General features: G+C 73.1%; 24 protein-coding genes and 2 pseudogenes. 16 read left to right on the forward strand and 10 right to left on the reverse strand.

The window, feature by feature from the left end; translation table 11 throughout:
- Positions 1-124: 124 nt before the first annotated feature.
- Positions 125-1312, reverse strand: coding sequence for an ROK family transcriptional regulator (locus AB0950_RS11595; protein ID WP_366778391.1), 1188 nt, complete (start codon positions 1310-1312; stop codon positions 125-127).
- Between the two features lie 118 nt (positions 1313-1430).
- Here AB0950_RS11595 and AB0950_RS11600 point away from each other — a divergent pair, with 118 nt between their 5' ends.
- Complete coding sequence (locus tag AB0950_RS11600) at positions 1431-2882, forward strand: APC family permease (RefSeq protein ID WP_360145753.1); 1452 nt, start codon at positions 1431-1433, stop codon at positions 2880-2882.
- A gap of 155 nt (positions 2883-3037) precedes the next feature.
- The gene (locus AB0950_RS11605; RefSeq protein ID WP_366778392.1) at positions 3038-3805 is read left to right on the forward strand and encodes a metalloregulator ArsR/SmtB family transcription factor; all 768 of its coding nucleotides are present in this window, start codon (positions 3038-3040) and stop codon (positions 3803-3805) included.
- A gap of 87 nt (positions 3806-3892) precedes the next feature.
- On the opposite strand, the gene AB0950_RS11610 is transcribed toward AB0950_RS11605, so the two are convergent.
- Positions 3893-4333 carry an SPW repeat protein gene (locus AB0950_RS11610; protein WP_360145747.1) on the reverse strand — a complete coding sequence of 147 codons (441 nt, stop codon included), beginning with the start codon at positions 4331-4333 and terminating at the stop codon, positions 3893-3895.
- A 239-nt stretch (positions 4334-4572) separates the two neighbouring features.
- Here AB0950_RS11610 and AB0950_RS11615 point away from each other — a divergent pair, with 239 nt between their 5' ends.
- Entirely contained in the window at positions 4573-4743 is a 171-nt protein-coding gene (locus AB0950_RS11615) for a hypothetical protein (protein WP_360145744.1), read from the forward strand.
- 41 nt (positions 4744-4784) lie between these two features.
- Here the strand turns inward: AB0950_RS11615 and AB0950_RS11620 are convergent, their stop codons facing one another.
- Positions 4785-5822 carry an acyl-CoA dehydrogenase family protein gene (locus AB0950_RS11620; protein WP_360145741.1) on the reverse strand — a complete coding sequence of 346 codons (1038 nt, stop codon included), beginning with the start codon at positions 5820-5822 and terminating at the stop codon, positions 4785-4787.
- A 187-nt stretch (positions 5823-6009) separates the two neighbouring features.
- Here AB0950_RS11620 and AB0950_RS11625 point away from each other — a divergent pair, with 187 nt between their 5' ends.
- From AB0950_RS11625 to AB0950_RS11650, 6 genes are all read left to right on the forward strand, one after another.
- Positions 6010-6390, forward strand: a complete 381-nt coding sequence (locus AB0950_RS11625; RefSeq protein WP_360145738.1) for a VOC family protein — start codon at positions 6010-6012, stop codon at positions 6388-6390.
- 128 nt (positions 6391-6518) lie between these two features.
- Entirely contained in the window at positions 6519-7424 is a 906-nt protein-coding gene (locus tag AB0950_RS11630) for an aldo/keto reductase (RefSeq protein ID WP_366778393.1), read from the forward strand.
- A gap of 1107 nt (positions 7425-8531) precedes the next feature.
- A complete protein-coding gene (locus tag AB0950_RS11635) occupies positions 8532-8912 on the forward strand; it encodes a BlaI/MecI/CopY family transcriptional regulator (RefSeq protein ID WP_360573728.1) in 381 nt (126 codons plus the stop codon).
- Entirely contained in the window at positions 8909-9835 is a 927-nt protein-coding gene (locus AB0950_RS11640) for a M56 family metallopeptidase (protein ID WP_366778394.1), read from the forward strand. Before AB0950_RS11635 ends, AB0950_RS11640 begins: the two co-directional genes overlap by 4 nt.
- 128 nt (positions 9836-9963) lie before the next feature.
- Positions 9964-10356 (forward strand): VOC family protein, encoded by a 393-nt coding sequence (locus AB0950_RS11645; RefSeq protein WP_360145726.1) that lies wholly within the window; start codon positions 9964-9966, stop codon positions 10354-10356.
- A 59-nt stretch (positions 10357-10415) separates the two neighbouring features.
- Positions 10416-11486, forward strand: coding sequence for an adenosine deaminase (locus AB0950_RS11650; RefSeq protein WP_366778395.1), 1071 nt, complete (start codon positions 10416-10418; stop codon positions 11484-11486).
- On the opposite strand, the gene AB0950_RS11655 is transcribed toward AB0950_RS11650, so the two are convergent.
- The 3 genes from AB0950_RS11655 to AB0950_RS11665 form a co-directional block, all read right to left on the reverse strand.
- Positions 11468-11983, reverse strand: coding sequence for a DUF664 domain-containing protein (locus AB0950_RS11655; RefSeq protein ID WP_360573732.1), 516 nt, complete (start codon positions 11981-11983; stop codon positions 11468-11470). The two genes, AB0950_RS11650 and AB0950_RS11655, sit on opposite strands and share 19 nt — an antisense overlap.
- Positions 11984-12011: 28 nt before the next feature.
- Complete coding sequence (locus AB0950_RS11660; RefSeq protein WP_366778396.1) at positions 12012-13514, reverse strand: carotenoid oxygenase family protein; 1503 nt, start codon at positions 13512-13514, stop codon at positions 12012-12014.
- A gap of 64 nt (positions 13515-13578) precedes the next feature.
- Entirely contained in the window at positions 13579-14508 is a 930-nt protein-coding gene (locus tag AB0950_RS11665) for a LysR substrate-binding domain-containing protein (RefSeq protein WP_366778397.1), read from the reverse strand.
- Positions 14509-14650: 142 nt separating this feature from the next.
- Here AB0950_RS11665 and mgrA point away from each other — a divergent pair, with 142 nt between their 5' ends.
- Positions 14651-15643, forward strand: coding sequence for an L-glyceraldehyde 3-phosphate reductase (gene mgrA / locus AB0950_RS11670; RefSeq protein WP_360145711.1), 993 nt, complete (start codon positions 14651-14653; stop codon positions 15641-15643).
- A gap of 23 nt (positions 15644-15666) precedes the next feature.
- Here the strand turns inward: mgrA and AB0950_RS11675 are convergent, their stop codons facing one another.
- Positions 15667-16650 (reverse strand): oxidoreductase, encoded by a 984-nt coding sequence (locus tag AB0950_RS11675; protein WP_366778398.1) that lies wholly within the window; start codon positions 16648-16650, stop codon positions 15667-15669.
- Positions 16651-16749: 99 nt separating this feature from the next.
- Here AB0950_RS11675 and AB0950_RS11680 point away from each other — a divergent pair, with 99 nt between their 5' ends.
- Entirely contained in the window at positions 16750-17667 is a 918-nt protein-coding gene (locus tag AB0950_RS11680) for an AraC family transcriptional regulator (RefSeq protein WP_360145705.1), read from the forward strand.
- On the opposite strand, the pseudogene AB0950_RS11685 reads toward AB0950_RS11680, so the two are convergent.
- A pseudogene (locus tag AB0950_RS11685) lies at positions 17660-17884 on the reverse strand (DUF1905 domain-containing protein); the annotation flags it as partial. The gene AB0950_RS11680 and the pseudogene AB0950_RS11685 overlap by 8 nt on opposite strands.
- A gap of 66 nt (positions 17885-17950) precedes the next feature.
- A complete protein-coding gene (locus AB0950_RS11690) occupies positions 17951-18334 on the reverse strand; it encodes a nuclear transport factor 2 family protein (protein WP_366778399.1) in 384 nt (127 codons plus the stop codon).
- A gap of 311 nt (positions 18335-18645) precedes the next feature.
- Between AB0950_RS11690 and AB0950_RS11695 the strand changes: the two genes are divergently transcribed.
- From AB0950_RS11695 to AB0950_RS11710, 4 genes are all read left to right on the forward strand, one after another.
- Positions 18646-19056: a hypothetical protein gene (locus AB0950_RS11695; protein ID WP_360145699.1), complete on the forward strand. Its 411-nt coding sequence runs from the start codon at positions 18646-18648 to the stop codon at positions 19054-19056.
- Between the two features lie 81 nt (positions 19057-19137).
- On the forward strand, positions 19138-21477 hold the full coding sequence (locus AB0950_RS11700) for an FHA domain-containing protein (protein ID WP_360145696.1): 2340 nt from the start codon (positions 19138-19140) through the stop codon (positions 21475-21477).
- Between the two features lie 38 nt (positions 21478-21515).
- Positions 21516-22070, forward strand: a complete 555-nt coding sequence (locus AB0950_RS11705; RefSeq protein WP_360573742.1) for a hypothetical protein — start codon at positions 21516-21518, stop codon at positions 22068-22070.
- On the forward strand, positions 22070-23164 hold the full coding sequence (locus tag AB0950_RS11710; RefSeq protein WP_366778400.1) for a serine/threonine-protein kinase: 1095 nt from the start codon (positions 22070-22072) through the stop codon (positions 23162-23164). The genes AB0950_RS11705 and AB0950_RS11710 overlap by 1 nt, the downstream gene beginning before the upstream one ends.
- A 403-nt stretch (positions 23165-23567) precedes the next feature.
- Here AB0950_RS11710 and AB0950_RS11715 read toward each other — a convergent pair whose 3' ends face one another.
- Entirely contained in the window at positions 23568-24836 is a 1269-nt protein-coding gene (locus AB0950_RS11715) for a streptophobe family protein (protein ID WP_360573746.1), read from the reverse strand.
- A 187-nt stretch (positions 24837-25023) separates the two neighbouring features.
- On the opposite strand from AB0950_RS11715, the pseudogene AB0950_RS11720 reads away from it, so the two are divergent.
- Positions 25024-26118: pseudogene (locus AB0950_RS11720) on the forward strand (DUF6777 domain-containing protein); the annotation flags it as partial.
- Positions 26119-26539: the final 421 nt, after the last annotated feature.

The following is a 26539-nucleotide window of genomic DNA, read 5'->3' on the forward strand; positions in this document are numbered from 1 at the left end:
GCTAGGGGCCCGTGCGAGGCGTGTCAATGACCGCGGGGGGCGGTGTCGCCTGAAGGCCCGTCGCGCAGGCCTCCGTTCGGGGCCTGCTGCCGAGGAGCGTGGCACGCGGGCGCCTTCCGGACGGTCAGGCTCCGGCGGCGGTCCTGCGCTCGAACACCAGATCCCGGGCCGTGTCCAGCGCCGTGGCGACCGCGCCGAGCAGCACCGCGTCCTCGCCCAGCCGGCTCGGCGCGATCCGCGGGCGCAGCGGGGTGAGGGCGCGCACCCGGTCCTGGACCGGGCGCAGCAGCAGGTCGACGCTGTGGCCGACACCGCCGCCGAGCACCACCAGGTCCGGGTCGAGCACCGCGGCGGCCGCCGCCACGGTGTGCGCGATGCGCTCGCCTTCCAGCTCCACCGCCCGCCGGGCCGCCGGATTGCCCTGCCGGGCCGCGTCGAAGACCGCCTTCGCCGTGAGCTGACCGCTCATCCCGAACTCCCGGGCGGCCTCCACCACGGCCACCCCGGACACCGCGTCCTCCAGCCGCTCCGGCTTCTGCCGGCCCGGCCAGGGCAGGAAGCCGATCTCGCCGGCCAGACCGTGGGCCCCCGTGAACAGCCGCCCCTCGCTGACCACGCCCATGCCGAGCCCGGTGCCGATCAGGATGTACGCGAACAGCCGGCTGCCCGCGCCGACGCCGTACGTGTACTCGCCGAGCGCGGCCAGATTGGCGTCGTTGTGCACCTCCAGCGGCACGCCCAGCTCCTCGCGCATCCGGTCGACGAGCCCCGCGCGCCCCCAGCCCGGCAGGTGCATCGCGTACCGCACGCGGCGCTGCTTCTCGTCGTAGACCCCGGGCGTGCCGACCACCCCGTGCACCACCTCGGCCGGGTCCACGCCCGAACCCGCGATCACCTCACGGGCGGTGTCCACCACCAGGTCGGCCAGCGCGGCCGAGGAACGGGCCCGGTTGCGTACGTCGGTGCGGGCGACGAGCGCGCCGTCGAGGTCGGCGACCGCCACCCGCAGCCAGCCCCGGCCGATGTCCACGCCGAGCGCGTGCCCCGCGGCCGGGTCGGGGGCGTACAGCACGGCGGTGCGTCCGCGCTCCGGGGCGTGGGTGCCGACCTCGTGCACCAGACCGGCCGTCTCCAGGGAGGCCAGCGCGCTGGAGACCGTCGGCTTCGACAGGCCGGTCTCCCGGGCCAGTTGGGCGCGCGAGGCGGCGCCGAGGGCGCGCAGCCGGTCCAGCAGCAGCCGCTCGTTGGTGCTGCGCAGCCGCCGGCGGCTCCAGGGCTGTGCTTGCTGCTCTTCGACGTCCCAGGCGGCCATCGGACCATTCTCAGGTATTCCCGGCGCGTACTTGACGCATCTAGTAAGGCTCCTTAACTTTATCGCCCAGTCAGCCCGCCGGGCGCCGTCGAGGGCGCTCGTGGCGTCAGGAGCCCCCATGTCCGGTAGCCCGCCACCCACGGGTGGTTTCGTCCGCCGTGTCGGCCTGTTCCAGGCCACGGCCATCAACATGAGCCAGATGTGCGGCATCGGCCCGTTCGTGACGATCCCGCTCATGGTCGCCGCGTTCGGCGGCCCCCAGGCGGTCATCGGCTTCGTCGCGGGAGCCGTCCTCGCCCTCGCCGACGGACTGGTCTGGGCGGAGCTGGGCGCCTCCATGCCGGGCTCCGGCGGCAGTTACGTCTATCTGCGGCAGGCGTTCCAGTACCGCACCGGCCGGCTGATGCCGTTCCTGTTCGTGTGGACGGCGATGCTCTTCATCCCGCTGATCATGTCCACGGGCGTCGTCGGCTTCGTGCAGTACCTGGGCTATCTCGCCCCGCACCTCGGGCGGACCGCGGGCGACCTGATCGGCCTCGGCATCATCGCCCTGGTGGTGGTCCTGCTCTGGCGCGGCATCGAGCACATCGCCCGGATCACCGCCGTGATGTGGACCGTGATGATCGCCTCGGTGCTGATGGTGATCGTCGCAGCAGCCACCGACTTCAGCCCGCACCGGGCCTTCACCTACCCGCCGGGCGCCTTCGACCTGACGAGCGACCACTTCTGGCTCGGCTTCGCCGCGGGCCTGACCATCGGCATCTACGACTACCTCGGCTACAACACCACCGCGTACATGGGCGCCGAGATCAAGGACCCCGGCCGTACCCTCCCGCGTTCGATCCTGCTGTCCATCGTCGGCATCATGGCGATCTACCTGCTGCTGCAGATCGGCACCCTCGGCGTCGTCGACTGGCACCGGATGACCGACCCGCACGACATCGCCTCCACCTCGGTCGCCTCGGCGGTGCTGGAGGACACCTGGGGCAAGGGCGCCGCCGACACGGTGACCGTGCTGATCCTGGTCACGGCCTTCGCCTCCGTCTTCACCGGCCTGCTCGGCGGCTCCCGGGTGCCGTACGACGCGGCCCGCGACCGCGTGTTCTTCCGGCCGTACGAGAAGCTCCACCCCCGGCACCGCTTCCCGATGCTGGGTCTCGCGACCATGGGGGTGATCACCGCGGTCGGCTTCCTGATCGGCCGGCACACCGACCTCGCGACCCTGATCCAGCTGCTCACCACGGTCATGGTGATCGTGCAGGCACTCGCCCAGATCGTCGCCCTGACCGTGCTGCGCAGACGCCAGCCGGGACTGCGCCGCCCGTACCGGATGTGGCTCTACCCGCTGCCCGGCGCCGTCGCGTTCGCGGGCTGGTGCGTGATCTACGGCTACGCCGACAAGAACTCCCCGGGCCGCCACCCCATCGAGTGGTCCCTGGCCTGGCTGGCCCTCGGCTGCGTGGCCTACGTCGTGTGGGCGCGGCTGGAGAAGGTGTGGCCGTTCGGGGCGAAGGAGATCAGCGAGGAGTACCTGGCGGGCGCGGACCCGGACGTGGCGCCCGCGGGCTGACCGGACGCCCTCGACCGGCCCCTTCACCCAGCGTTGGCCTCCCCGGCCCGGACCCGAGTCCGCGGGGAGGCTTTTCGCGTGTGACCGGCTCGGTCCTTGACATGCAGGTGATTGCCTGCATAACGTGGAGTGTGCGATCAGAGGACGACACCGGAATGGACAGGGTCTTCAAGGCGCTGGCGGACGACACGCGCAGGCGTCTGCTGGACCGGCTCCACGAGAACAACGGCCAGACCCTGGGCGAGCTGTGCGAACGCATCGCCATGACCCGGCAGTCGGTCACCCAGCACCTGGCCGTCCTGGAGGCGGCCAACCTGATCAGCACCGTGCGGCGGGGGCGGGAGAAGCTGCACTACCTCAACCCCGTACCGCTCCACGAGATCCAGGAGCGGTGGATCGACAAGTTCGAGCGCCCGCGCCTGACCGCGCTCGGCGTCCTGAAGCGACGAGCCGAGGAAGCCATGACCGACAAGCCGAGTTTCGTGTACGTCACCTATATCGCGAGCACACCCGAGAAGGTCTGGGAGGCGCTCACCGACGCCGACCTGACGGCCGCCTACTGGGGTCACCGCAACGAGTCCGACTGGCAGCCGGGGTCCCGCTGGGCGCATGTGCGCACCGACGGCTCCGGCATCGCCGACGTGGTCGGCAAGGTGGTGGAGAGCGAGCCGCCGACCCGCCTGGTCACCACCTGGGCCGCGCCCGCCCAGGAGGATCAGGAGGACCGGCACTCCCGCGTCACCTTCGAGATCGCCCCCTACCGGGACATCGTCCGGCTGACGGTCGTGCACGAGGACCTGAACGACGAGGGGGAGCGCTCGGACGTCGCCGGGGGCTGGCCGGCCGTGCTGTCCAACCTCAAGTCGCTGCTGGAGACCGGCCGCACCCTGCCGCAGGAGCCCTGGCTGGTGCCGGGCCACTGAGAGGGATGCGTGAGGCCGGTCCGCCTGGGCGGGCCGGCCTCACGTGCTGCAGGTTCTTCCTGTGCTTCCTTTCCTCGTGTCTCCGGTTTACGGCCTGGGGGCGGGGGTGCTGCGCGCCGCCGTACCGGCACAGACCAGTCCGAGCACGAGCGCCAGTGCGCCGATGACGACGTTGTTGATGATCACTCCCTGGTCCGGGCCGCTGCCCACGATCCAGGGGGCGATGATCATCCAGATGCCCAGGGCGCACATGGCCCAGCTCAGGCCGTACATCCGCTCGGGGGCCCGGGTGAATCCGAGTGCCAGCAGACCTATCGCGATGCCCATGATCAGGTTGTGGGTCATGAGCGCGGGCTGGCTCGCTGTGTAGTGCACGATCCACGGAGATGCCGCGCAGTAGAGGCCGAGCAGGAAGACCGGGCCGTCCACGAGCGCCACATCACGACCGCCGAGCATGCGGGCGTAGCGATCCCGCATTTCGGAGACATCGGGGTGGGTCGATATGTCACCCCTGTGCACGTTGGCCATGTCTCGTCTCCTTTGACTTGCAGGCCAGATCGCGTCTGGTGCGGTGCACAGGCAGCACCGCATGCTCCCATTTTGCTCTTATTTATTCTTTATGTGTAGGCCTGTGATGCTGTTGTGACCACGCGTGTCGACCGGGTGAGGGGCGGACACGCAGTGACATGGCCGCGCTGATTCCGGGCAGGGGAGAAGTACAGGATGTACATTCCGACCGCTGTCGACTGCGGAGGTGACCGGCCGTCATGGAGGCGAAGGTGCTGGAGCGGTTCCCCGCCGGGGCCCCGCGAGGATCCTGGCCCGCGGAGGAGTACGCGGCCGCGCGCCGCGCCGAGGGCGAGCGGGTGACCGTGGTGATGGACCTGAAGTCCGACGCCTTCCTCGTGGTGGCCGAGGCGCCGGACGAGGACGGCTGAGGCTGAGCGGCACGGCCGGCCTCCCCTGCCGGACTGCGGGCTCAAGCGCATCCCAGTGCCCGTAGATGCGCCGTGCGGTTCTCCGTCGTCTGCCCCTGCACCAGGAGGAACAGGGCCTCGCGGGCGAGGCGCTGGGCGCGGTTGGCCAGGGTCATCGAGCGGCCGCCTCCGGCGACCACCGCCGCCGTGGTGGCCGTACGCAGCATCTCGTACGCCTCCGCGCGCACCGCCAGCCGCTCCGCGACCCGCTCCAGCGGCGCCGGATGGTCGGCCAGGGCATAGGCACGCCGGCGGACGTCGGCGAGCCGGGCCGCCAGGGGAGCCGCCGTTTCCGGATCCAGCAGGGACAGGGCGGCCTGCGCGACGCCGAACACCGCCGGGTTGGTGTTCAGCGTCTTGGCCCGGTCCACCGGCGCCCATTGCTCGTAGGGCATGCGCAGGGCCACCGCCTCCTCGGGCAGCCACAGCCCGGACAACTCCAGCGACACCGTGCGCGCGGCGGTGAGCGCGGCGAGGCGCATCGGCTCCGAGGCCCGCAGCCCCGGCTGCTCGCGGGCTTCGGCGAACGCCAGGAGCACCTCGCCCGCCTCCGTGACACCGGCGAGGAGCATCACGTCGTTCAGGCCCCATCCGGTGTACCAGGGCACGGTTCCGTCGAACCGCCATCCGCCGCCCTCCCGGCGGACCCGCACCCGGACGTGGGGATACGACCGCACATGCGCGTACGCCACCCCGGACAGCAGCTCCCCGCGCGACAGCCGGCCCAACAGCCGCTCCCGCACCGGGAGTGCACCCCGGACCAGGATCCGCACCGGCGTGTGGTGCTGGGTCTGCACGAACCACGTCGAACAGCACGCCCCGGCCAGGATCTCCGCGGTCCGGCGCAGCACGTCCGGCGGCGCGCCCGAGCCGCCGTACTCGACCGGAGCGGCCGCCCCGAGCAGCCCCGACCGTTTCACCGCCTCGATGTGACTCATCGGGACTCCCTCCTGGTCGACCCGCTCGGCCTCGGGCGCGAGCAGGTCCGTGGCGAGCCGGTGGGCGCGGTCGACGAGCGGGTGCGGGGTGGTGGCTGTCATACGGGCGATTCTTTCGGAGAGGATGCGGCCTCGCCCGGCGGCCCGGCCGGGCGGCCCCGGCCCCGAAAAACCTTCGCGTGTGCTCGCCTTGTCCGGTACGGTCCCGAGCGTGTTGGCGCTGCGGGGAGTCCAACTGCTCCGCGCGCGCCCGGTCCTGCGGTTCTCACGCTGAGAGTAGGTTTCGTCCATGGCATGTCGTATCAGTGAACTCGTGCTCGGTTGCCGCGAACCCGAGGTGCTGGCGCGGTTCTGGTGCGAGGTCCTGGACTTCGTGGTGCTCGATCGCGAAGGGGACGACTGCATCGAGATCGGGCCGCGGGAAGGGTTCGGCGGCCCTCAGCCGACGATCATCCTCAGCCGCAGGGACGAGCCGGAGCCGGGGAAGACCCGCCTGCACATCGACGTCAACCCCACCGACCGCGACCAGGACGCCGAGCTCGAACGCCTCCTGAAGCTCGGGGCGCGCCCGGCCGACATCGGCCAGAGCGGCGAGGAGCCGTGGCACGTGCTCGCCGACCCCGAGGGCAACGAGTTCTGCCTGCTCAAGGCCCGCCTCAACCCGCTCTGACGACTCTGTGCGCCCGGCACGGTCCCAGGGCCCGCCGGCGCACGACGACCCACCGCGCGGCCGTCGCCGGCGAAGCCCTTCGGCTTAATTCCCTTGCACGGCAAGACAGATGTGCGAGACTCCGCCGGATGACCGCTGAAACGATCACCGCGGAAGCCTCCGGCACCTTCACACTCGGTGACCTGCCCGTCCACCGCATCGGCTTCGGAGCCATGCGGCTGACGGGCAGTGCCGCGTTCCACCTCGGCACGCCCAGCGACCGTGCCCGCTCGATCGCCGTGCTGCGCCGGGCCGTGGAACTCGGCGTGAACCACATCGACACCGCCGCCTTCTACTTCTCCGCCACACGCTCCGCCAACGAACTGATCAACACGGCCCTCGCCCCCTACACCGACGACCTCGTCATCACCACCAAGGTCGGTCCCTTCCGCGACTACTACGGGGAGTGGGGCGACGCCGCCCGCCCCGACCAGCTGCGCGGTCACGTCGAGGAGAACCTGCGCCAGCTCGGGCGCGACCACCTCGACGTGGTCAACTTCCGCCGCCAGAACCAGGATTCGATCGCCGAGCACTTCGGCGCGCTCGCCGAGCTGCGCGCCGCCGGGCTGATCCGGCACCTCGGCATCTCGGGCGTCCAGCCGCGCCACCTCGCCGAGGCCCTGGAGATCGCCCCGGTGGTGTGCGTGCAGAACCGGTACGCCCTCGACCGTCCCGACCCCGTCGACGACGAGATGCTCCGCCTGTGCGGCGAGCACGGCATCGCGTTCGTGCCGTTCTTCGCCGTCGCGGGCAACGCGGGAGCGCGGGCGGCGGCCGACGACCATGACGACACCGTGCGCGACATCGCCCGCGCCCACGGGGTCAGTCCCGCGCAGATCCGGATCGCCTGGACCCTGAACCAGGGTCCGCACGTCCTCGCCATTCCCGGCACCGGCAACCCGGACCACGTCGCGGAGAACGTCGCGGCCGGCGCCCTGCGCCTCACCGCGGACGAACTGGTCCGCCTGAACGCGCTCCACATCCCTACGAACTGACGCACACCTGACGGCCGTTCCCCCGGGTCGCCCGAGTCGGCGGCCTTCCGCACCGACCGCGCCGGATCCGGGTCCAAGGCGCGCGTCCCGCAGCGGCCGCCTCTCGGCCTGGGTCTCGGAGGCGGCGGCCCACAGGGGGTCACTACTGGCCCGGGTTCCGGGGCGGCGTGCCAACGGTCGCCTCTGGCCGGGGCCCCCGGGTGGCGTCCCCACGGTCGCCTACGGCTCGGGTTCCGGGGTGCGTGCCAACGGTCGTCTCTGGTCCGGGCTCCTGGGCGGTGCCCAAGCCGGCCTCTGGCCGGGGTTCTGGGGTGGCGTGCCAACGGTTGCCTCCGGCTCGGGTTCCGGGGCGGTGCCCCAAAACCGCCTCCGGCTTGGGTTCCGGGGCGGTGCCCCAAAACCGTCTCTGGCTTGGGTTCCGGGGTGGCGTGCCAACGGTTGCCTCCGGCTCGGGTTCTGGGGTGCGTGCCAACGGTCGCCTCTGGCCGGGGCCCCGGGGCGGTGCCCCAAAACCGTCTCTGGCCTGGGCTCCGGGGTGGCGTGCCAACGGTCGCCTCCGGCTTGGGTTCCGGGGTGCGGGCCAACCGTTGCCTCTGGCCTGGGCTCCGGGGCGGCGTGCCGACGGTCGCCCCTGGCCCGGGCTCCTGGGTCGCGTGCCAACGGTCACCTCTGGCCTGGGCTCCGGGGGTGCGTCCGGCAGCCCTCGCCACTCGCCCGGCCCAGTGGCATGCATCCCGCACCCATTGCCGCGCGCACCATCCAGCCGGTGCCGGCCAGTGTCGGCCCCAGACCCTCCTCCTCCGGAGAGCCGCCCTCGACCCAACCCTCCCCTTGAGTCGCCTCCCGGCGGCGACCAGCAGCCCTGGGCCCGCGCGGCGGTCCGTCCCTCCGGGCGGCGGGCCACGTGCCGGGCGCGCCAAGCCGCCCGCCCTTTTCGCGCGCCCCTTTTCGCGCCCTCCTTCTCGCGTCCCCTTTTCGCGGACGGCTGCCCCGCGAGCGGCGCTCACATAATGGGTGCGAGGGCACAGCCGTACGAAGGAGCGGTTGACTACTATCGTGTAGACGGTCGCCCGGGCCGCCAGACCAAGACGGGGTGAGGGACGTTCCATGACCGAGGCGAAGGACGAGCGCCGGCCGGCCGGTGAGCTCGAGGCGAGCGTCATGGCCGCGCTCTGGGCCGCCGGCGCCCCGCAGACGCCCGGCCAGGTGCAGCGGAGCCTCGGCGCCGGCCTGGCCCGTACGACGGTGACGACGATCCTCACCCGCCTGTACGACAAGGGCGTCGTCGAGCGGCACCGCCAGGGGCGCGGGTACGCCTACTTCCCGGTCCGCGACGTCCAGGACGCCCACGGTCTCACCGCCCGCCGGATGCACAGCGAGCTGGACCGGGACAGCGACCGCGAGACCGTCCTCGCCCGGTTCGTCGCCCAGCTGAGCCCCGGCGACGAACGCATCCTTCGGGACCTGCTCGAAGCCGACGAACGATGACCGCGCTGCTTCTGCTGCCCCTGTTGCTGCCGCTCGCCCTGCCGGCGCTGGCCCGCCGGGCCCTGGGCCGGCTCGCCCCGGTCGCCGCGCTGTGGGCCGTCACCGTCTGCGCGGTCGTCCTCGCGGGCTGCTCGCTGGCCGCGCTCGGCTCTTTCATGCTCATCGGGCTGCTCAAGGTCCCGCTCTTCGCGGCGGTCGGCGAGCTGATCCACCCGCTGCGCACCGCCTCGGACCTGGTCGTGCTGCCGGCCGCCGCGACCTCAGTCGGCGCCCTCGCGGTCTGCGGCTGGACCCTCGTGCGCTCGGTGCTGCGCCAGACCCGCGCCTTCCGCGCCGCACAGGCCGAGGCCGGGCGCCGGCCCGCCGCCGGCGACCTGTGCGTGGTGGACTCGCCCCGGCCGGACGCCTACGCGCTGCCCGGCCGCCCGCACCGCATCGTCGTCACCACCGCCATGCTCCGCAGCCTGGACGGCTCCGAGCGGGAGGCGCTGTTCGCGCACGAGCGGGCCCACAACGACGGCCGCCACCACTACTTCCTCGCCGCCGCCGAACTCGCCGCGCACTGCCATCCGGCGCTGCGCCCGGTCCGGGACACGATCCGCCTCGCCGCCGAGCGCGTCGCCGACGAGGCCGCCGCAGCCAGCGTCGGCGACCGGCGTCTGACCGCCCGCGCCATCGCCCGCGCGGCCCTCGCCGGCCAGGGCGCCCACACCGAACGCCCAGGCTTCGTGCCCGCCGCGACCGCCGGTCCCGTCCCGCAGCGCGTCCAGGCCCTGCTGGCCGCCCCCCTCGTGCCCCGCGCCGGCCGTGCGATCGCCGCCCTGCTGCTCGCCTGCACGGCCCTCTCCTGCACGGCCTCCGTCGCCGGGCTGGCCGACTTCCACCACCGCGTGGAGATCGCCCAGGGCGACGAGGCTCCCTGACCGGCAGGCCCGCAGAGCTTCCCTGGGGCCTTTTCGTCCACGCTGGGCAACGCGCGTAGAACGGGACTGGCGTCGGTGACGTTTTACGTATAACCTCACCCGCTAACCACCCCCACCGGAAGGTCCCGATGCGACGCGTCGCCCTGGTCACCCTCGTCGTCGACGACTACGACGAGGCCATCCGCTTCTACACCGAGGCCCTCGGCTTCCGGCTCGCCGAGGACGCCCCGCGCCCCGACGGCTCCCGCTGGGTCGTCGTGGAGCCCGGCGGCCCGGCCGCCGGCACCGGTCTGCTGCTGGCCCGCGCCAAGGACGAGGCCCAGCGGTCCCGGGTCGGCGACCAGACCGGCGGACGCGTGGGGTTCTTCCTGCACACCGACGACTTCGCCCGCGACCACGCCCGGATGACCGCGGCCGGCGTGACGTTCCTGGAGGAGCCGCGGCACGAGCCGTACGGAACTGTCGCCGTCTTCCAGGACCTCTACGGCAACCGCTGGGACCTGCTCCAGCCCGCCGCCTGATCACTCCCCTGAGCACCCCCCGAAACACCGTCGACCCACCTGCCGAGGAACGCCCAGCCATGACCGCGCCCCGCATCGACACCGAGACCCTCCGCCGGCTTCCCAAGGCCGTGCTGCACGACCACCTCGACGGCGGCCTGCGCCCCGCCACCCTCGTGGAACTGGCGGCCGAGGTCGGTCACACCCTGCCCACCACCGACCCCGACGAGCTGGCCGCCTGGTTCTTCGAGGCCGCCAACTCCGGCGACCTGGTGCGCTACATAGCCACCTTCGAGCACACCCTCGCCGTCATGCAGACCCGCGAGGGCCTGCTGCGCACCGCCGAGGAGTACGTGCTGGACCTCGCCGCCGACGGTGTCGTCTACGCCGAGGTCCGCTACGCCCCCGAGCTGAACACCCGGGGAGGGCTGTCGATGCGCGAGGTCGTGGAGGCCGTCCAGGAGGGGCTCGCCGCCGGCATGGCCAAGGCGGCCGCCGCCGGCACCCCGGTCCGGGTCGGCACGCTGCTGTGCGGGATGCGGATGTTCGACCGGGTGCGTGAGGCCGCCGACCTGGCCGTCGCCTACCGCGACGCCGGGGTCGTCGGCTTCGACATCGCCGGCGCCGAGGACGGCTTCCCGCCCGCCGACCACCTGGAGGCCTTTGAGCACCTGCGCCGCGAGAGCGTGCCCTTCACCATCCACGCCGGCGAGGCGCACGGCCTGCCCAGCATCCACCAGGCCCTTCAGGTGTGCGGCGCCCAGCGCATCGGCCACGGGGTGCGCCTGACCGAGGACATCGTGGACGGCAAGCTCGGCCGGCTCGCCTCCTGGGTGCGCGACCGCCGGATCGCCCTGGAGATGTGCCCCACCTCCAACCTGCAGACCGGCTGCGCCACCTCGATCGCCGAGCACCCGATCACGGCCCTGAAGGACCTCGGCTTCCGGGTCACCCTCAACACCGACAACCGGCTGGTGTCGGGCACGACGATGACCCGGGAGATGTCCCTGCTGGTTCACGAGGCCGGCTGGAGCGCCGAGGACCTGCGCACGGTCACGGTGAACGCCGTCAAGAGCGCGTTCCTCCCGTTCGACGAGCGCAAGGCCCTCATCGAGGACGTGGTCCTGCCGGGCTACGCGGCCGCGCTCTGAACGAGCCCCCTGAGGTAGGCGGCCTGTCCGACGTGCTGAAGGTCGTCGGACAGGACGCTCACCAGCCGCACGCCCAGGCTCACCGGCGGATCCCAGCGCTCGTCCACGATGCGTTCCAGATCCTTGGCGGCCAGTGAGCGCAGCGCGCCGAGCGTCTGCTCGTGCACGGCGTCGTAGTACCCGGTGAGCAGGTCGGCCGACTCGACCCGCACCTTCGCGACCTTCGCGGGGCTGTGCCCGTAGCCGGTGTCGTGCCGGGGCAGGTCGAGGCCGAAACGCTTCTCCCAGCCCTGGCTCAGCCACACCTGGTCGAGGTCGAACGCGTCGGCGACGTGGTCGTCCTGCACCCGGGCGAGATGCCAGACGAGCCAGGCGACGGAGTTGGCGTCGGGGGCCGGACGGTGGTGCAGCGCGTCCGGGCCGAGGCCGTCGAGGGCGGCATGGACTTCTTCCTGGATGCGGGCGTAGCCGTCGATGAGGATGTCCTTCGCATGCATACCGTCCACCATCCCAAACAGCGGGCGTTCACGCGTCCGGAATCCAGCTCCCGTGGAAACCGAGCGGGACCCGTCCGGGCAGGTGCACCCGCGCCACCGGCTCCCCGCCGAAGTCCTGGGCGGCCAGGATCACCAGGTCGGCGGCGCCGCGGTCCGGGTTGTGGATGTACGCGATCGCGTACCCGTCGTCCTCGGCCGCCCGGTGGTCCGAGGCGTTCCGCGGCACGAACACCGCCTCGCTCGCCGCCGCGCCCCTCGGCAGCCGGTGCACCTGGGTGGCGCCGCGCAGCAGGTCGTGCTTGACGAGCGCGTTGGAGAACGCGTCGTCGGGCGGGGTGCCGCCGTCCGGGGTCAGATACGCCGCCATCATCCCGGCCGCCTCCGCCGTGTAGCCGTAGCGGTGCCGCCTGGAGACCAGCGACTCGTTCACACGCGGGAAATCCTGCGGCCGGTCGTCCAGCACCCGCTGCCGTACCCGCCCGTGGCGCAGATCGATCGTCCAGCGCTCCAGCTTCGGGGTGCCCGTGGCGGTCGGCCCGTCCGAGCCGCGCCCGGCCACGTGGAACGGCGCCGGGAACGTCGTCAGGTCGACCACCACCGACTCGCCCTCGTCGTAGGCGTTCAGGGTGTGCGAGTAGAAGACCGGATCGATGCCGAACCAGCGCACCGGGCCCCCGGCGCGCGGCATGACACCCACCCGGGTCGGGTGGTGCGGGTTCCACACGTACGGCACGAGCGCACCGCGTCCGGCCGCCGCCGCGTCGAAGGTGACCGGGATGTCGATGACGACGACGTGCCGCTCGGTCAGCGCGAAGTCGTGCATCATCGGCGCGTCCGCCACCGGGATCCGCGTCGTGCGCGCGATCTTCCCGGAGCCGTCCACGACCAGGTGCCGGACGTGGTCCCAGGCCGGGTCGTAGGCGACGGCGTGCAGCTCGCCGGCGTGCACGTCGAGCTTGGTGTGCGCGGCGAACGCGCCGTCCACGGTGCCCTGGAAGTCGTACGGCCCCGACGTGCCCAGCTCGCCGTCGAGTTCGTATGGAAGCGGGCCGCTCTCCTGTAGCGCGAGGATCCGTCCCCGGAAGGGGATCACATGCGTGTTGCACGCGAAGTCCGCCTCCGGCACCGGGCCCGGATGCGGTTCGCCCAGCTTCCCCGCCACCTGCGCGGAGCGCACCCAGCGGTTGCGGTACCACTCGGCCTTGCCGTCGCGCAGCCGGACGCCGTGCACCATGCCGTCGCCGAGCATCCAGTGGTGGGCCCGGGGATCCTCGAGTCCCAGCACGTTGGGGCCGTTGCGCAGGTAGCGGCCGTTCAGCTCGCGCGGGATGCGACCGGTCACCGGCAGGTCGAAGGCCGTCAGTTCCTCGGTGACGGGTGCGAACGCCCCTTCCAGGTAAGGGTAGTGACGCTGTGTCGCATTCGCTGCGGTGCGGGCGGTCGCCCGGCCGGTGTTCAGGCCGGTGAGCGCGCCCGCCGCCGCGACCCCCGCCGTAGCGCGCAGCACGTTCCGCCGTGTGTGTTCCGCCATGACATGTCCTCCTGACCGTCGTCTTCCTGGCCGACGGTCACGAGTCTGGTGCGGCGGGCGGCCGTCAGCAGGAGGGCTGGGCCCCGTCTCGGGGTGGTGCCAGGCCCCCTGTCTCGCCGGCCGTCTCCAGCAGTGTGACGAGCGCCCGGGCGGCGGGGCTGGTGGCGCGGTCGGGGGGAAGCAGCGCCACGGTCTCGTACTCCGTCTCGCCCGCGCCCTTCACGGGCAGCGCCGTGAGGGAGGGCCGCTTGTGCCGGAAGTGCCGGGGTACGACCGCGATCCCCAGGTTCTCGTCCACCAGGTCCAGCAGGCTGTGCACGTCGTTGACCTCCAGGGCGACCGTGCGCCGCACCCCGGCCGCGGCGAACGCGGCGTCGGTGGTGCGGCGCGGGCCCCAGTCCGGTTGGAAGTCCACGAAGACCTCGCCGGCCAGATCCTCCGGCGTCAGCACCGCGCCGGCCGAGGCCAGCCGGTGCCCGGGATGGCACAGCACGGTCATCGGCTCGCTGGTCAGCGACACCGAACGCAGCTGGTCGCTGTCCGCCTGGGTGCGGTAGGCGAAGGCCAGGTCGAGCCGGCCGGCCCCGACCTCTTCGGCCAGCGCGCCCGAGCCGGCCTGCCGCAGCCGGATCTCCACGTCCGGGTGCCGGCCCCGGAACGCGGCCAGCAGCCGGGCGACGTGCACCCCGGCGATGCACTGCTCGGTGCCGAGGGCCAGCGTGCCGCGCAGCACGCCCTGCACCGCCGCCACCGCCTCGTGCGCGGCGCGCACCTGCGCCAGGATCCGCTCGGCCTCCATCAGCAGCGCCCGCCCGGCCTCGGTGAGCGTGACCCGGCGGGTGGTGCGCACGAACAACGGCGCCCGCAGCTCCCGCTCCAGCGCCCGGATGGACGCCGACAGACCCGACTGGGACACCATGAGGCGTTCGGCGGCCCGGGTGAAATGCTGGTCCTCGGCGACGGCGACGAAGTGCTGGAGATGGCGCAGTTCCATGATTGAGAAGCCTAGCCGCACAATTCCATCGGATTCTTCTGTTGGACCACTGCCCGGCCCTCGGGGAAGAGTGGGACCGGCGACCAGGAGCCCGTCGCTCCCGGGAGCCGCAACACCGTGTGCCAACCCCTATGGAGTCGCGTTGTACACCGCACACCCCGACCGTTACGCCGACATGCCCTACCGGCGCACCGGACGCAGCGGACTGAAGCTCCCCGCGCTGTCCCTCGGCCTGTGGCACAACTTCGGCCCGGACCGGCCCGCCGAGACCCAGCGGGCGATCCTGCGCCGCGCCTTCGACCTGGGCGTCACCCACTTCGACCTCGCCAACAACTACGGCCCGCCGCCCGGCGCCGCCGAGTCCGCGCTCGGCGAGGCCCTGAAGGCCGACTTCGGGCCGTACCGCGACGAGCTGGTCATCTCCACCAAGGCCGGCTACCTCATGTGGCCCGGCCCCTACGGCGAATGGGGCTCGCGCAAGTACCTGCTCTCCTCGCTGGACCAGAGCCTCGCCCGGATGGGCCTGGACTACGTCGACATCTTCTACTCGCACCGCCCCGACCCGGACACTCCGCTGGAGGAGACGATGGGCGCCCTGCACACCGCGGTGCAGCAGGGCAAGGCGCTGTACGTCGGCGTCTCCAACTACTCGGCGGAGCAGACCCGCGAGGCCGCCCGCATCCTCGCCGATCTCGGCACCCCGCTCCTCATCCACCAGCCGCGCTACTCGATGCTCGACCGGCGCCCCGAGGACGAGGGCCTGCTCGATGCCCTGGACGAACTCCAGGTCGGCTCCATCGTCTACTCCCCGCTGGAGCAGGGCCTGCTCACCGGGCGCTACCTGGACGGCATCCCCGAGGACTCCCGCGCCGCGAGCGACAGCCCCTTCCTGAACAAGGACGCGGTCACCGAGGACCTGGTCGCCCGCCTGCGTTCCCTGAACGAGATCGCCACGTCCCGCGGCCAGACCCTGGCCCAGCTGGCCCTGGCCTGGGTGCTGCGCGGCGGCCGGGTCACCTCCGCGCTGGTCGGCGCGAGCAGCCCGCGGCAGCTGGAGGACAGCGTCGGCGCCCTCGGCAACCTGGACTTCGACGCCGAGGAACTGGCGCGGATCGACGCGATCGTGAAGGGCTGAGCACCCCGGGCCGGTGGCCGCGGTCAGGAGGTGAGCCGTTCGCTCACCTCCCACAGCCGGGCCGCCGCCTCCGGGTCGACGGCGTACGGGAGCACGCCGGCCAGCCCCGGTTCGGCCCTCCACGCGGCCTCGCTCTCCGGGGCCACCAAGGGGCTGATGTCGCAGTTCTCGCAGTAGAGGCCGCCCAGCCCGTCGAGCCGCGGGCTGGTGGCGCACCACGCGCTGGTCGCCGCTCCCTGCGCGACGGTCTTCAGCTGCCTGGCGGGGTCGCGCACCGGCCGGCCCTCCTCGTCGACGGCGCCGGCCGCCCGGAGGGCCTCCTCGGGGAGGTGCTTGGCGAGACCGGTGTCCACGATCGTCCCCGGGTGCACGGAGAAGGCCCGCACCCCCTCCGCCCGGCCCCGCCGGTCCAGTTCCACCGCGAAGAGCGCGTTGGCGGTCTTCGACTGGCCGTAGGCGAGGAACGGCTCGTACGGCCGGCGCTCGAAGTGGAGGTCCTCGAAGACCACGGGGGAGAAGCGGATGCCCCGCGAGGACACCGAGACCACGCGCGCCCCGCGGGCCGCCGCCAGAGCCGGCCGGAGCCGGGCCACCAGCCGGAAGTGCCCCAGATGGTTCGTGGCGAACTGCGACTCGTAGCCGCGCGCGTCCCGCCGCAGCGGGGTCGCCATGATCCCGGCGCTGTTCACCAGGATGTGCAGCGGGCGCCCGGAGGCCAGGAACGTCTCCGCGAAGGCGTCGACCGACGCCGGGTCGATCAGGTCCATCTCCTCGACCTCGACGCCCTCCACCTCCTTCAGCGCGGCGCGCGCCCGCTCCGGATCCCGGGCCGGTACGACGACCTGGGCGCCCGCCGCCCGCAGGACGCGGCTCGTCTCCAGGCCGATGCCCGAATAGCCGCCGGTGACGATCGCGACCTTGCCGGTCAGGTCGATGCCCTCGATGACGTCCTCGGCGGTGGACGCCGGGCCGAAGCCGGAGCGCAGGGGCTGCTGTGCGGTGGTCATGTGGGTGTCTCCTCGGTGTGAGCCGTGAGACCACCGTAGATCCGTCGCTCCGAACGATGAATGCTTGAGAATGCGCACTACTTGCGTGATAGTTCGTGCATGTCCACCGATCCTCTCTCCGACGCCCTCGCCGTGGCGGACGCGCGCGGGGTGTTCTCCGGCGGCTTCACGGCCGGCGGGCGCTGGGCGATCCGGCTGCGGGGGCGCGACAAGCTGAAGGTGAACGTCGTGGCGCGGGGCGGCTGTCTCCTCGTCGCCGAGGGTGGCGCCGACACCATCGCCCTGTCCGAGGGCGACGTCGTGGTCTCCGACGGGCGGCGGTCGTACGTGCTGTGCAGCGAGCCCGGACTGGAGCCGGTCGAACCGGCTCAGGTCGCCGTGGATCCGCACACCCGCATGGCGGCGCTCGGCGGGGGAGAGGAGGTGGTGTGCGTCTCGGGGCACATCGACCTCAGCCGCGACAGCGGGGACCTGCTGCGCCGGGCCCTGCCCGAGCTGATCCACGTGCGCGCCACCGCGGCGGAGGCGCCGGTGCTGCGCTGGCTCACCGCACAGCTGATGCGGGAGATGGCAGGCGGCCGGGCCGGTTCCTCCTTCTCCTCGGACCACCTCGCCCAGCTGATGTTCCTCCAGGTGCTGCGGGCGTGCCTGAGCGAGGCCGCGGGCCTGCCGACCGGCTGGCTGCGGGCGCTGGCCGACGAGCGGCTGGCTCCCGCCCTGCGCCTGATGCACGCCGACCCGGCCCACCCCTGGCGGCTGGAGGAGCTGGCGCGCGCCGCCGCGATGTCCCGCACCACCTTCGCCGTGCGCTTCCGGGAGGCCGCGGGCGTGCCGCCGCTGGCCTATCTGCAGAACTGGCGTATGAGCCTGGCCGCCCGTGCCCTCAGACAGGACTCCGTGCCGGTGGCGGAACTGGCCCGCTCGGTCGGTTACAGCTCCGAGAGTGCCTTCAGCAACGCCTTCAAGCGCACCCTCGGCGTCGCACCCCGCCGCTACCGGGAGTCGGTCGTCAGCTGAGCCGTTCCACCAGGCGTACGGACACGGTGTCTCCCTCCCGCTTGCCGATCGCCTTCCGGATGTCGGCTTTCACGGGAAGTCTGTGCCGGCCGTCGCCCAGGGCCATGAACGACCTTCGGAACGGGTGGCCGTCGACCGTGCCGCGGACCTTGACCGGGCCGCGGGGGCCGAAGAACTCAGCCGAGCGCGGCCAGACCGCATAGGTCCAGCCGCCGCTTCGCCGGGTCGTCGTTCACCGGGACAGACCGCCGCGCGCGCTCGAACTCAGCGCGGCCAGGCGGTGTCAGGCCTGCGCCGGCACCCGGTCGAGAAAGCCCAGCACCTGCCGGATCCGCCCCTCGCCGTCCAGCGTGACGACGTCGAACCCGGCCACGGGCGCCGAGCCGTCGGCCTCGCTGACCAGCTCCCAGCCGAAGCGCGCGGTGTCGTGGTGCCCGTCCACCGCGCCGAGCGGGCGGAAGAAGAACCCGGGGAACTGCTCGTGGGCCGCCGCGATCACGGCCGCGATGCCGTCGTGGCCGCGGACGTCGGCGAGCGGGTCGGTGTAGCCGCCGTCGGCGGTCCACGCGGCGGCGACCGCCTTCCTCAGCGCCTCCGGCTCGGTGGCGTTCCAGGCCTCGAAGTAACGGGCGGCGGCGTTCTCGTAACGGTCGGTGTTCACGGACATGCTGCATCAGCCTCCATCGAGGTCGTAACCGCTGGTCGGACCCGGATCCGGGGCTTCGCCGATCCGGTGTGACCACCATGCCGGAGCACGGGGGAGCGGGTCGATTACCTCCCTGGTAATGACCGGCTCCCCAACCCCCGCCGCATTCCGGTCGGAACGAGCGGTGAATATGCCAACAGACTGGCCGGAAAGTCATGGTGACAGTGTTTCGGCAGTGGCGATACTCGAACATCAGGGGCACTTCACCGCACAGGAGCCGCACGGAGAGCGAGGGTCGGGCCGGCAGCAGCGAGGCGACGGGGGAGTGAGACGTGCACGACGAATTCCTGTGCCATGTCACGGCGTACGGCATGTGCGACGGCCGGCGCATCGGGGTACCGCTCGGCACCTATCGCGCGCCGACGCTGGCCCTGGCCCTGTGGTGGCTGCGCGACCGCGCCTCCTGGATCGCCGAACGCCTGGACCCGAGCCCGGAGGACCCCGCCTTCCCGGCGGGCTCGCTGGTGCCGGTCGCCGGCACGGTGGCCGACGTACCCGCTCTGCTGCGCGCCTGGTGCGCCGACGACGCCGGGCAGGAACGGGTGGCCGACGAACTGGCCGGCGGGCGGATGGTGCGGATCGCCGCCAGCGACGACACCACCGAGTACGAACTGCTCGCCGAGTCCGTCGACGCGCTGCGCATGCAGCGCACCCTGCCGGTGCTCGTCGTACCCGTCGCCTGACACGTGTCCGCCGCCGGTGCTCCCGCGGGCCCTGGACGGGACTCCGGGCGCGAAACCGGGTGTATCGGTAGAATTCTGGCCATGGCGGAGCGGCCGGTCGCCCCCACGGCGCCCGAACTCCTCGTGGAGACCGACACGGGCTCCACGGTGATGAGCCCGGGCCATGACTACCACGTAGGACGCGACCCGTTGAGCGACATCGTCCTCGACGATGCCCGGGTCTCGTGGCACCACGCCGTGCTGCGCTGCGACCGGGACCGCTGGACCCTGAAGGACGAACACAGCACCAACGGCACCTACGCCGACGGCCACCGGATCGACGAGTGGGGCGTGCACCCCGGCAGCGTCATCCGCTTCGGCAACCCCACCGACGGCCCCCGTGCCGTCCTCACCGGCGCCCCGCCGCCCGCCCCCGGCCGTCCCTCCGCGGTGTCACAGCCCCTGCTGACCGGCACCTTCCGCCGGCCCAGCAGCGTCCGCCCGCTGCCCGTGCGCTCGGTGCGCATCGGCCGGGCCGCCGACAACGACCTCGTGGTGGACGACCTGATCGTCTCCCGCCGCCACGCCGAACTGCGCGCCCACCCCGACGGCACGTACGAGATCGTCGACCTCGGCAGCCACAACGGCACCTACCTCAACGGACGGCCCGTCACCCGCGCCCCCGTCGGCCCCGGCGACGTCATCGGCATCGGTCACTTCGCGTACAGCCTGGTCGGTGACGAACTCCAGGAGTACGTCGACACCGGCGAGATCTCCCTCGACGTCCAGGACCTCACCGTCGCCGTGGACGGCGGCCGCAAGGTGCTCCTCGACCACGTGTCCTTCCCGGTGGCGGAGAAGTGCCTGCTCGCGGTGGTCGGACCGAGCGGCGCCGGCAAGTCCACGCTGCTCAACGCCCTGACCGGGCAGCGGCCCGCCGACCGGGGCACCGTCCTGTACGACGGCCGCGACCTCTACCGCGACTACGCCGAACTGCGCCAGCGCATCGGCCTTGTCCCGCAGGACGACATCCTGCACCCGCAGCTCACCGTGCGCGCCGCGCTGTCGTACGCCGCCGAGCTGCGCTTCCCCCAGGACACCGCCCGGGCCGAGCGGCGCGCCCGGGTGGACGAGGTCATCCGGGAACTCGGCCTCGAGCAGCGCGCGGGGCAGCCCGTGCACAGCCTCTCCGGCGGCCAGCGCAAGCGGGTCAGCGTGGCCCTGGAACTGCTCACCAAACCGTCCCTGCTCTTCTTGGACGAGCCGACCTCCGGCCTCGACCCCGGCATGGACCGGTCGGTGATGCACATGCTGCGCGGCCTCGCCGACGACGGCCGCACCGTCATCGTGGTCACCCACAGCGTCCTCAGCCTGGCCGTCTGCGACCGCCTGCTGGTGCTCGCCCCCGGCGGCAAGGTGGCCTACTACGGGCCGCCCGACGACGCCCTCGCCTTCTTCGGCTTCGAGCAGTGGCCGGAGGCCTTCGAGGCCTTCGACCGCGACCTGGAACGCGACTGGGCGCGCGAGTACCGCGAGTCGCCGTTCCACCGGCACTACGTCACCGAGGCCACCACCCAGCCCCACCACCCGGGCCCCGCCCCCGTCTCCCCGGCGCCGCCGCCCCACCCGCGCGGCTGGGCCGCCCAGCTCGGCACCCTGATCCGGCGGTACGCGGCCGTGCTCGGCGCCGACCGCACCTTCCTGGCCGTCATGATCGCGCTGCCGTTCGTCATGGGCGCCATGGCCCGCGCCCTGGCGGGCGGCCGACTCGGCCGGGACACCGCGATGAACGCCCTGCTCATCCTGTGCGTCGGCGCGGTGCTGACCGGCGCCGCCAACGCGGTGCGCGAACTCGTCAAGGAACGCGTGGTCTACCAGCGCGAACGTGCCGTCGGACTGCCCCGTTCGGCCTATCTGATGTCCAAGGTGGTGGTGCTCGGCACGGTCAGTGTCGTCCAGGCCGTCGTGCTGACCCTGGTCGGCCTCCTCGGCGTCGACCTGAACACCCCCGGCGGCAGGGGCGTGCTGCTGCCGCCGCTCGCCGAGATCGCCCTGGCCGTCGCCCTGCTCGCGTTCACCGCGATGATGCTCGGCCTGCTCATCTCCGCGCTGGTGCGCAAGGAGGAGGTGACGATGCCGCTGCTGGTGCTGCTCGCCATCGTCCAGGTCGTGTTCTGCGGGGCCCTGCTCAAACTGCACGGTGTGCCCGGTCTCGAGCAGCTGTCCTGGCTGGTGCCCTCCCGCTGGGCGCTCGGAGCCATGGCGGGCACGGTCGGACTGTCCAGGACCATCCCCGGCAAGCTGACCGCCGACCCCCTCTTCCGGCACTCGACGGGCGTCTGGCTGCTCGATCTGGCCATGCTGGTGGTGCTCTCCGTCCTCTACGGGCTCGTCGTCGCACGGCTGCTGCGCCGGCAGGAGCCCGCCGTGATGCGGAAGTAGGCGAACGCGATGGCCCCCACGCGGAAGCAGGCGCTGCGATGAGCAAGGCGACCGGTCCCGGTTTCCGGCCCACGCACGTGGTGCCGCGGCACGGCATGCCCGCCTGGGAGGCCCCCGACCCGGCCCGGCCCACCGTGCCCCTCGACCCGCTGCTGCCCGTCGAGCTCGTGGAGCGGTGCGGCGACTGGGGACACGTCCGCTGTTCCAACGGCTGGGCCGCCTGGGTCGACGGCCGCCGCCTCGTCGCCGTACCCGAGGACCCGCCGGCCGCCGACGGCCCGGCCGCCACGGCCGCCGACCCCCGCCCTCTGCTCGCCCGCGCCGAACAGGCACTGGCCGACTACCGGTCCGCCGTGGAAGGGCTGGCCGCCGGCGCCCTGGACGGCGAGGACTTCGCCGACCGGACCGGCGGCCTGCGCATCGGCCTCGTCGTCGACGGGGAGTCGATGTGGCTGTACGACCCCGAGGCGGGCCGCTGGGTCTACGGCGACGGACGGCGGCTGACCACCTACGCCACCGACCGGCAGGTCACCGGCGCGCAGGACGCCGGACACGCCCCGACCCGGGTGGTCGCGCCGGAGGGCGAGCGCTGATGGCACCCGGAACCAGCCTGTCCTCCGGCCCGCCCGCGGAACCGGTCGGCCGGCGGATCGCGGGCTACCTGATCGAGGGCGAGATCGGGCGCGGCGGCATGGCCGTCGTCTACCGCGCCCGCGACCTGCGGCTTGACCGCACGGTCGCCCTGAAGCTGCTCGCCCCCGAACTCGCCCGCAACGACACCTTCCGCAAGCGGTTCACCCACGAGTCCCAGGTGGCCGCCGCCATCGACCACCCGCACATCGTGCCGGTCTTCGAGGCGGGCGAGACGGACGGGGTGCTCTACATCGCCATGCGGTACGTCTCCGGCAGCGACCTGCGCCGCCTCCTCGACCTGCGCGGACCGCTGCCCCTGCCGGACGCGGTGCGGATCGCCGCGCAGGTGGCCTCCGCGCTCGACGCCGCCCACGAGCACGGTCTGGTGCACCGGGACGTCAAGCCCGGCAACATCCTGATCGCCGAGGGCATCGACAGCGACCACCCCGAGCATGTGTACCTCACCGACTTCGGGCTCACCAAGAAGTCGCTGTCGCTGACCGGCTTCACGAGTGTCGGCCAGTTCGTCGGCACCCTCGACTACATGGCCCCCGAGCAGATCTCCGGCCGCCCGGTCGACGGCCGCTGCGACGTCTACGCCCTGGCCTGCGTGGTGTACGAGAGTCTCGCCGGCCGTCCCCCGTTCCTGCGCGACGACGACATGGCCCTGCTCTGGGCGCACCAGTACGACGAACCGCCCGCGCCGAGCCGGGCGCGCCCCGGTCTAGCCGCCGGGCTCGACGCGGTGTTCGCCAAGGCCCTCGCCAAGAGCCCCGACGCCCGCTACCCCACGTGCCTCGGCTTCGTCGCCGCCCTGCGGTCCGTCGCGGACACCGCGGACCCGGCCGGCTCCCACCCGGCGGAGGAGCCCGACACGGAGACGGATCGCGCGGTGGCCGGGCCGGCACCGGATCGCCCAGTGGTCGGGCCGCTGTGCGGCCGCGCGGCGGCAGGGCCGCGTCCGGAGCATCCGGGGGCCGGGCGCACGGGCGATTCCGTGGTGGCCGGGGCCCCGGGGCCGCCGCAGTGGGCCGGGCCGGTGTTCCATACCTGAGGCCGGTCTACCGTGGTGGCGGGGCCCGGCACCGGATCAGCCAGTGGTCGGGCCGCTGTCGGACCGCGCGGCGGCCGGGCGCACAGACCATCCCGTGGTGGCCGGGACCCCGGGCCCGCCGCAGTGGGCCGGGCCGGTGTTCCACACCTGAGGCCGGTCCACTGTGGTGGCGGGGTCGGCACCGGATCGCCCAGTGGTCGGGCCGCTGTGGGGCCGCGTGGCGGCAGGGCCGCGTCCGGAGCATCCGGGGGCCGGGCGCACGGGCGATTCCGTGGTGGCCGGGGTCCCGGGGCCGCCGCAGTGGGCCGGGCCGGTGTTCCACACCTGACACCCGCCCACCTCGCCTCAGACCGGTCCACTCGCCCAGGACCGGTTCCGCCTCGGCTGACACCGGTCCGCTCGGTCAAGGCCCGTCCACCTCGCCGCGCCGCCGTACGCCCTTGGCCAGCAGGCCGCCCAGGAACCCGGCGACCAGCCCCCACAGCGCGCCCAGGCCCACCGCCTGCCACAGCCGGGGTCTGAGGAACAGCTCCCCGGACAGCCCGCCGCCCAGGTCGCCGATGCCGAGCAGGGAGAGGCCGTAGTGGGCCGAGATGCGGCCGGTCAGGCAGATCATCAGCACCGCCAGCGCCAGCGCCACCGCCAGATGGACGGCGTGCTGCCACAGCCGGATCCGGGCCGGTGAGCGGGCCGCCATCCGGAAGGCCACGGCCAGCAGCAGGATCGCGTCCACGGCCACCAGCCACCACCAACGGCCGTCGTACCTGGTCAGCGAGCGCAGGCTCAGTTCGGAGACGTGCGGGGTGCGCAGGATCGCGTCCAGGACTTGCGGCATCGGCAGACCGAACGGGCCGTCCACCCGGCCGTTCCACGTGGCGCCCAGGCCGATGGTGAGGGCCAGCCAGGCCAGATTGGGCAGGCCCAGCAGGATCACGGCGAAGGTCGCCGGGACGTGCCCGCGCGTGGCGGCCGTGATCAGCGCGGCGACGAGGGCGACGACGACATAGGCGAGCAGCAGGACCACCATCGCGTGCGCCGCCGGGCGCACCGACTCCTGGAAGCGCAGCAGCCGCCCCGGCAGCGGCGCCCCGCGCGCCACCATCAGCGCCAGCAGCAGCACCCCCGCCAGCCACAGCAGGCCGAACAGCACCGTCAGCGGCACGTCCGTGGTGAACCCGACGCGGGGCGCCGAGTCGAACAGCCCGGTGAGATCGCTGAGGGTGCCGTTGCCCACGTCGACGGCGAAGGTCTGCCGGGCGCCGAGGGCCAGCCCGATCAGCACCAGCAGCCACAGCACCGCGATCCGGGCGGCCCAGCCGGCCAGTTCCCGGGCCGAGGCCACCGCCCGGTGCCGCAGCGGGCGCAGGAAGCCCGCGCCGATCACCAGGGCGCCGGCGAGGGTCACCGACAGCGGGATCACGGTCAGCCCGGCCCGCGTCTGCGCCAGCACGCCCGCGTTGCCGGAGAGGTCCACACTGCCGCCGACCGACGTGACCAGGGTCGCGGCCACCACCCGCGGGAAGGCGGCGTCCGGCAGGCCGGTCGCCCCCGCCGCCCACAGTCCGAGTGCCGCCGCCAGCGCCATGGCGGCCAGCCCGGTCAGCACCGCGGTCAGGGCCTGCGCCCAGCCGTGCCGGGCGGCGGGCCGCGCGGAGACGGTCGGAACGCTCACGAGGGACACGCTAAGCACCCACCGGGCAGCCCGCCCGCCGAGTGGGGCCGTCCGCGTCGGCTTGCGGCCCTCATCCCGCGACACACAATGGGATCAACGTGCAGCCAAATGCACCAAAAGGGACTTGACTGAGCAATGCCGCGTGTCGCACCGCGTATCGCGACGATCGCGACGGGAAGAAGTGCTCGTGAGCGCCGAACCTCCGTCTTCCGGCCGCCCGACCGGACCGCCCTCCGGCCCGCTGTCGGGCTCGTCCCGGCCGCCCTCCGGGCCACCGCCCGGACCGCCGCCCTCCGGGCCGGGCGGAGCCAAGGGGCCGCACGGGCCGTGGTGGAAGTCCGTACCGCGCGTGGCGGGCATCACCGCCGTGGTCGTGGCCGCCGTGGTGCTGGCGGTGGTCTTCACCCGTCCGGGCGGCGGCTCCTCCGCCAAGGGAGGCGAGGTCTTCCTGCAGTCCGCGAACAGCAGCGGCGAGGACCCGTTCACGGAATCGACGGCCCGGCAGAGTTCCGCCCCGCCGCCGCCCTCGGCCTCCGCCGCGCCCTCCGGCCCGGCCAACGCGGTGCAGGGCGTGGACGGCGCGGCGCCCGGCCTGTACGGCGGCACCAAGAGCACTCCGGCCTGCGATGTCGAGAAGCAGATCAGGTTCTTCCAGTCCGACCCGGCCAAGGAGAAGGCCTTCGCCTCCGTGGCCGGCGTCCAGCCGTCCGGCGTGCCCGCCTACCTGCGCTCGCTGACGCCGGTGCAACTGCGCGTCGACACCCGGGTCACCAACCACGGCTACCGCGACGGCGCCCCCACCTCCTACCAGTCGGTGCTCCAGGCGGGCACCGCCGTGCTGGTGGACGGCCACGGTGTGCCGCGCGTGCGCTGTGCCTGCGGCAACCCGCTGACCTCGCCGGTCGCGCAGAAGGCCGCACCCAAGCTGGTGGGCCCGCGCTGGCCTGCGTACCGGCCCTCGAACGTGGTCGTGGTGACCCCCGCGCCGAAGCCCGTCGACGTCTTCGTGCTCTACGACACGCACCGCAACGACTGGATCCACCGGCAGCGCGGCGACCACGACTGCCGGCACGACCAGCACGCCCAGCCGCCCAAGGTCGCGCACCCCTGGACGACCCCACCCCGGCCCGCGTCACCGTCGTGCCCGCCGGGCATGAAGCACTGCCCGTCCCCGTCCGGCAAGCCGAGCCCGTCGGCGTCGTCCTCCCCGTCGGCTTCCCAGCCCTCCTCGCCGTCCTCGTCTCCGTCCAAGCCTTCTTCGTCCCCGTCGTCGTCGCCGTCGAAGTCCTCGGCGTCGCCGGGTTCGTCGGTGTCGTCCTTCCCGGCCTCCCCCTCGGCGTCGAAGCCGACGCCGTCCCCTTCCTCGGCCTCCTCGGCCGCTTCGCCCTCGGCGTCGACGTCCGCGGAGTCGAAGCCGGCGTCGTCGCAGACGTCCTCCGCCGCGCCCGCCTCGCCGTCCGCGGGGCCCCAGTCGACCGCGCCGTCGAGCGAGCGGACGGGGTCGGCCTCGACCGGGCAGGAGTCGGCCGGTTCCGCGTCGCCTTCCTCGGTAAGCTCTGCTCCGGCCCCGGTGACCACCGGGCCACCCACTCAGCAGCAGTCGTAGAACGCTCCCACGGCGGGAGCGGTCGTGGGTGCCGGACGGCGTGAGCCTCGCCACTGTGCGCGGCGGGCGAACGCCTCGGGGGACTGCCGGGCCCGGC

It is taken from the genome of Streptomyces sp. NPDC007189 (assembly GCF_040703635.1).
In the GTDB taxonomy this organism is placed as follows: Bacteria; Actinomycetota; Actinomycetes; order Streptomycetales; family Streptomycetaceae; genus Streptomyces.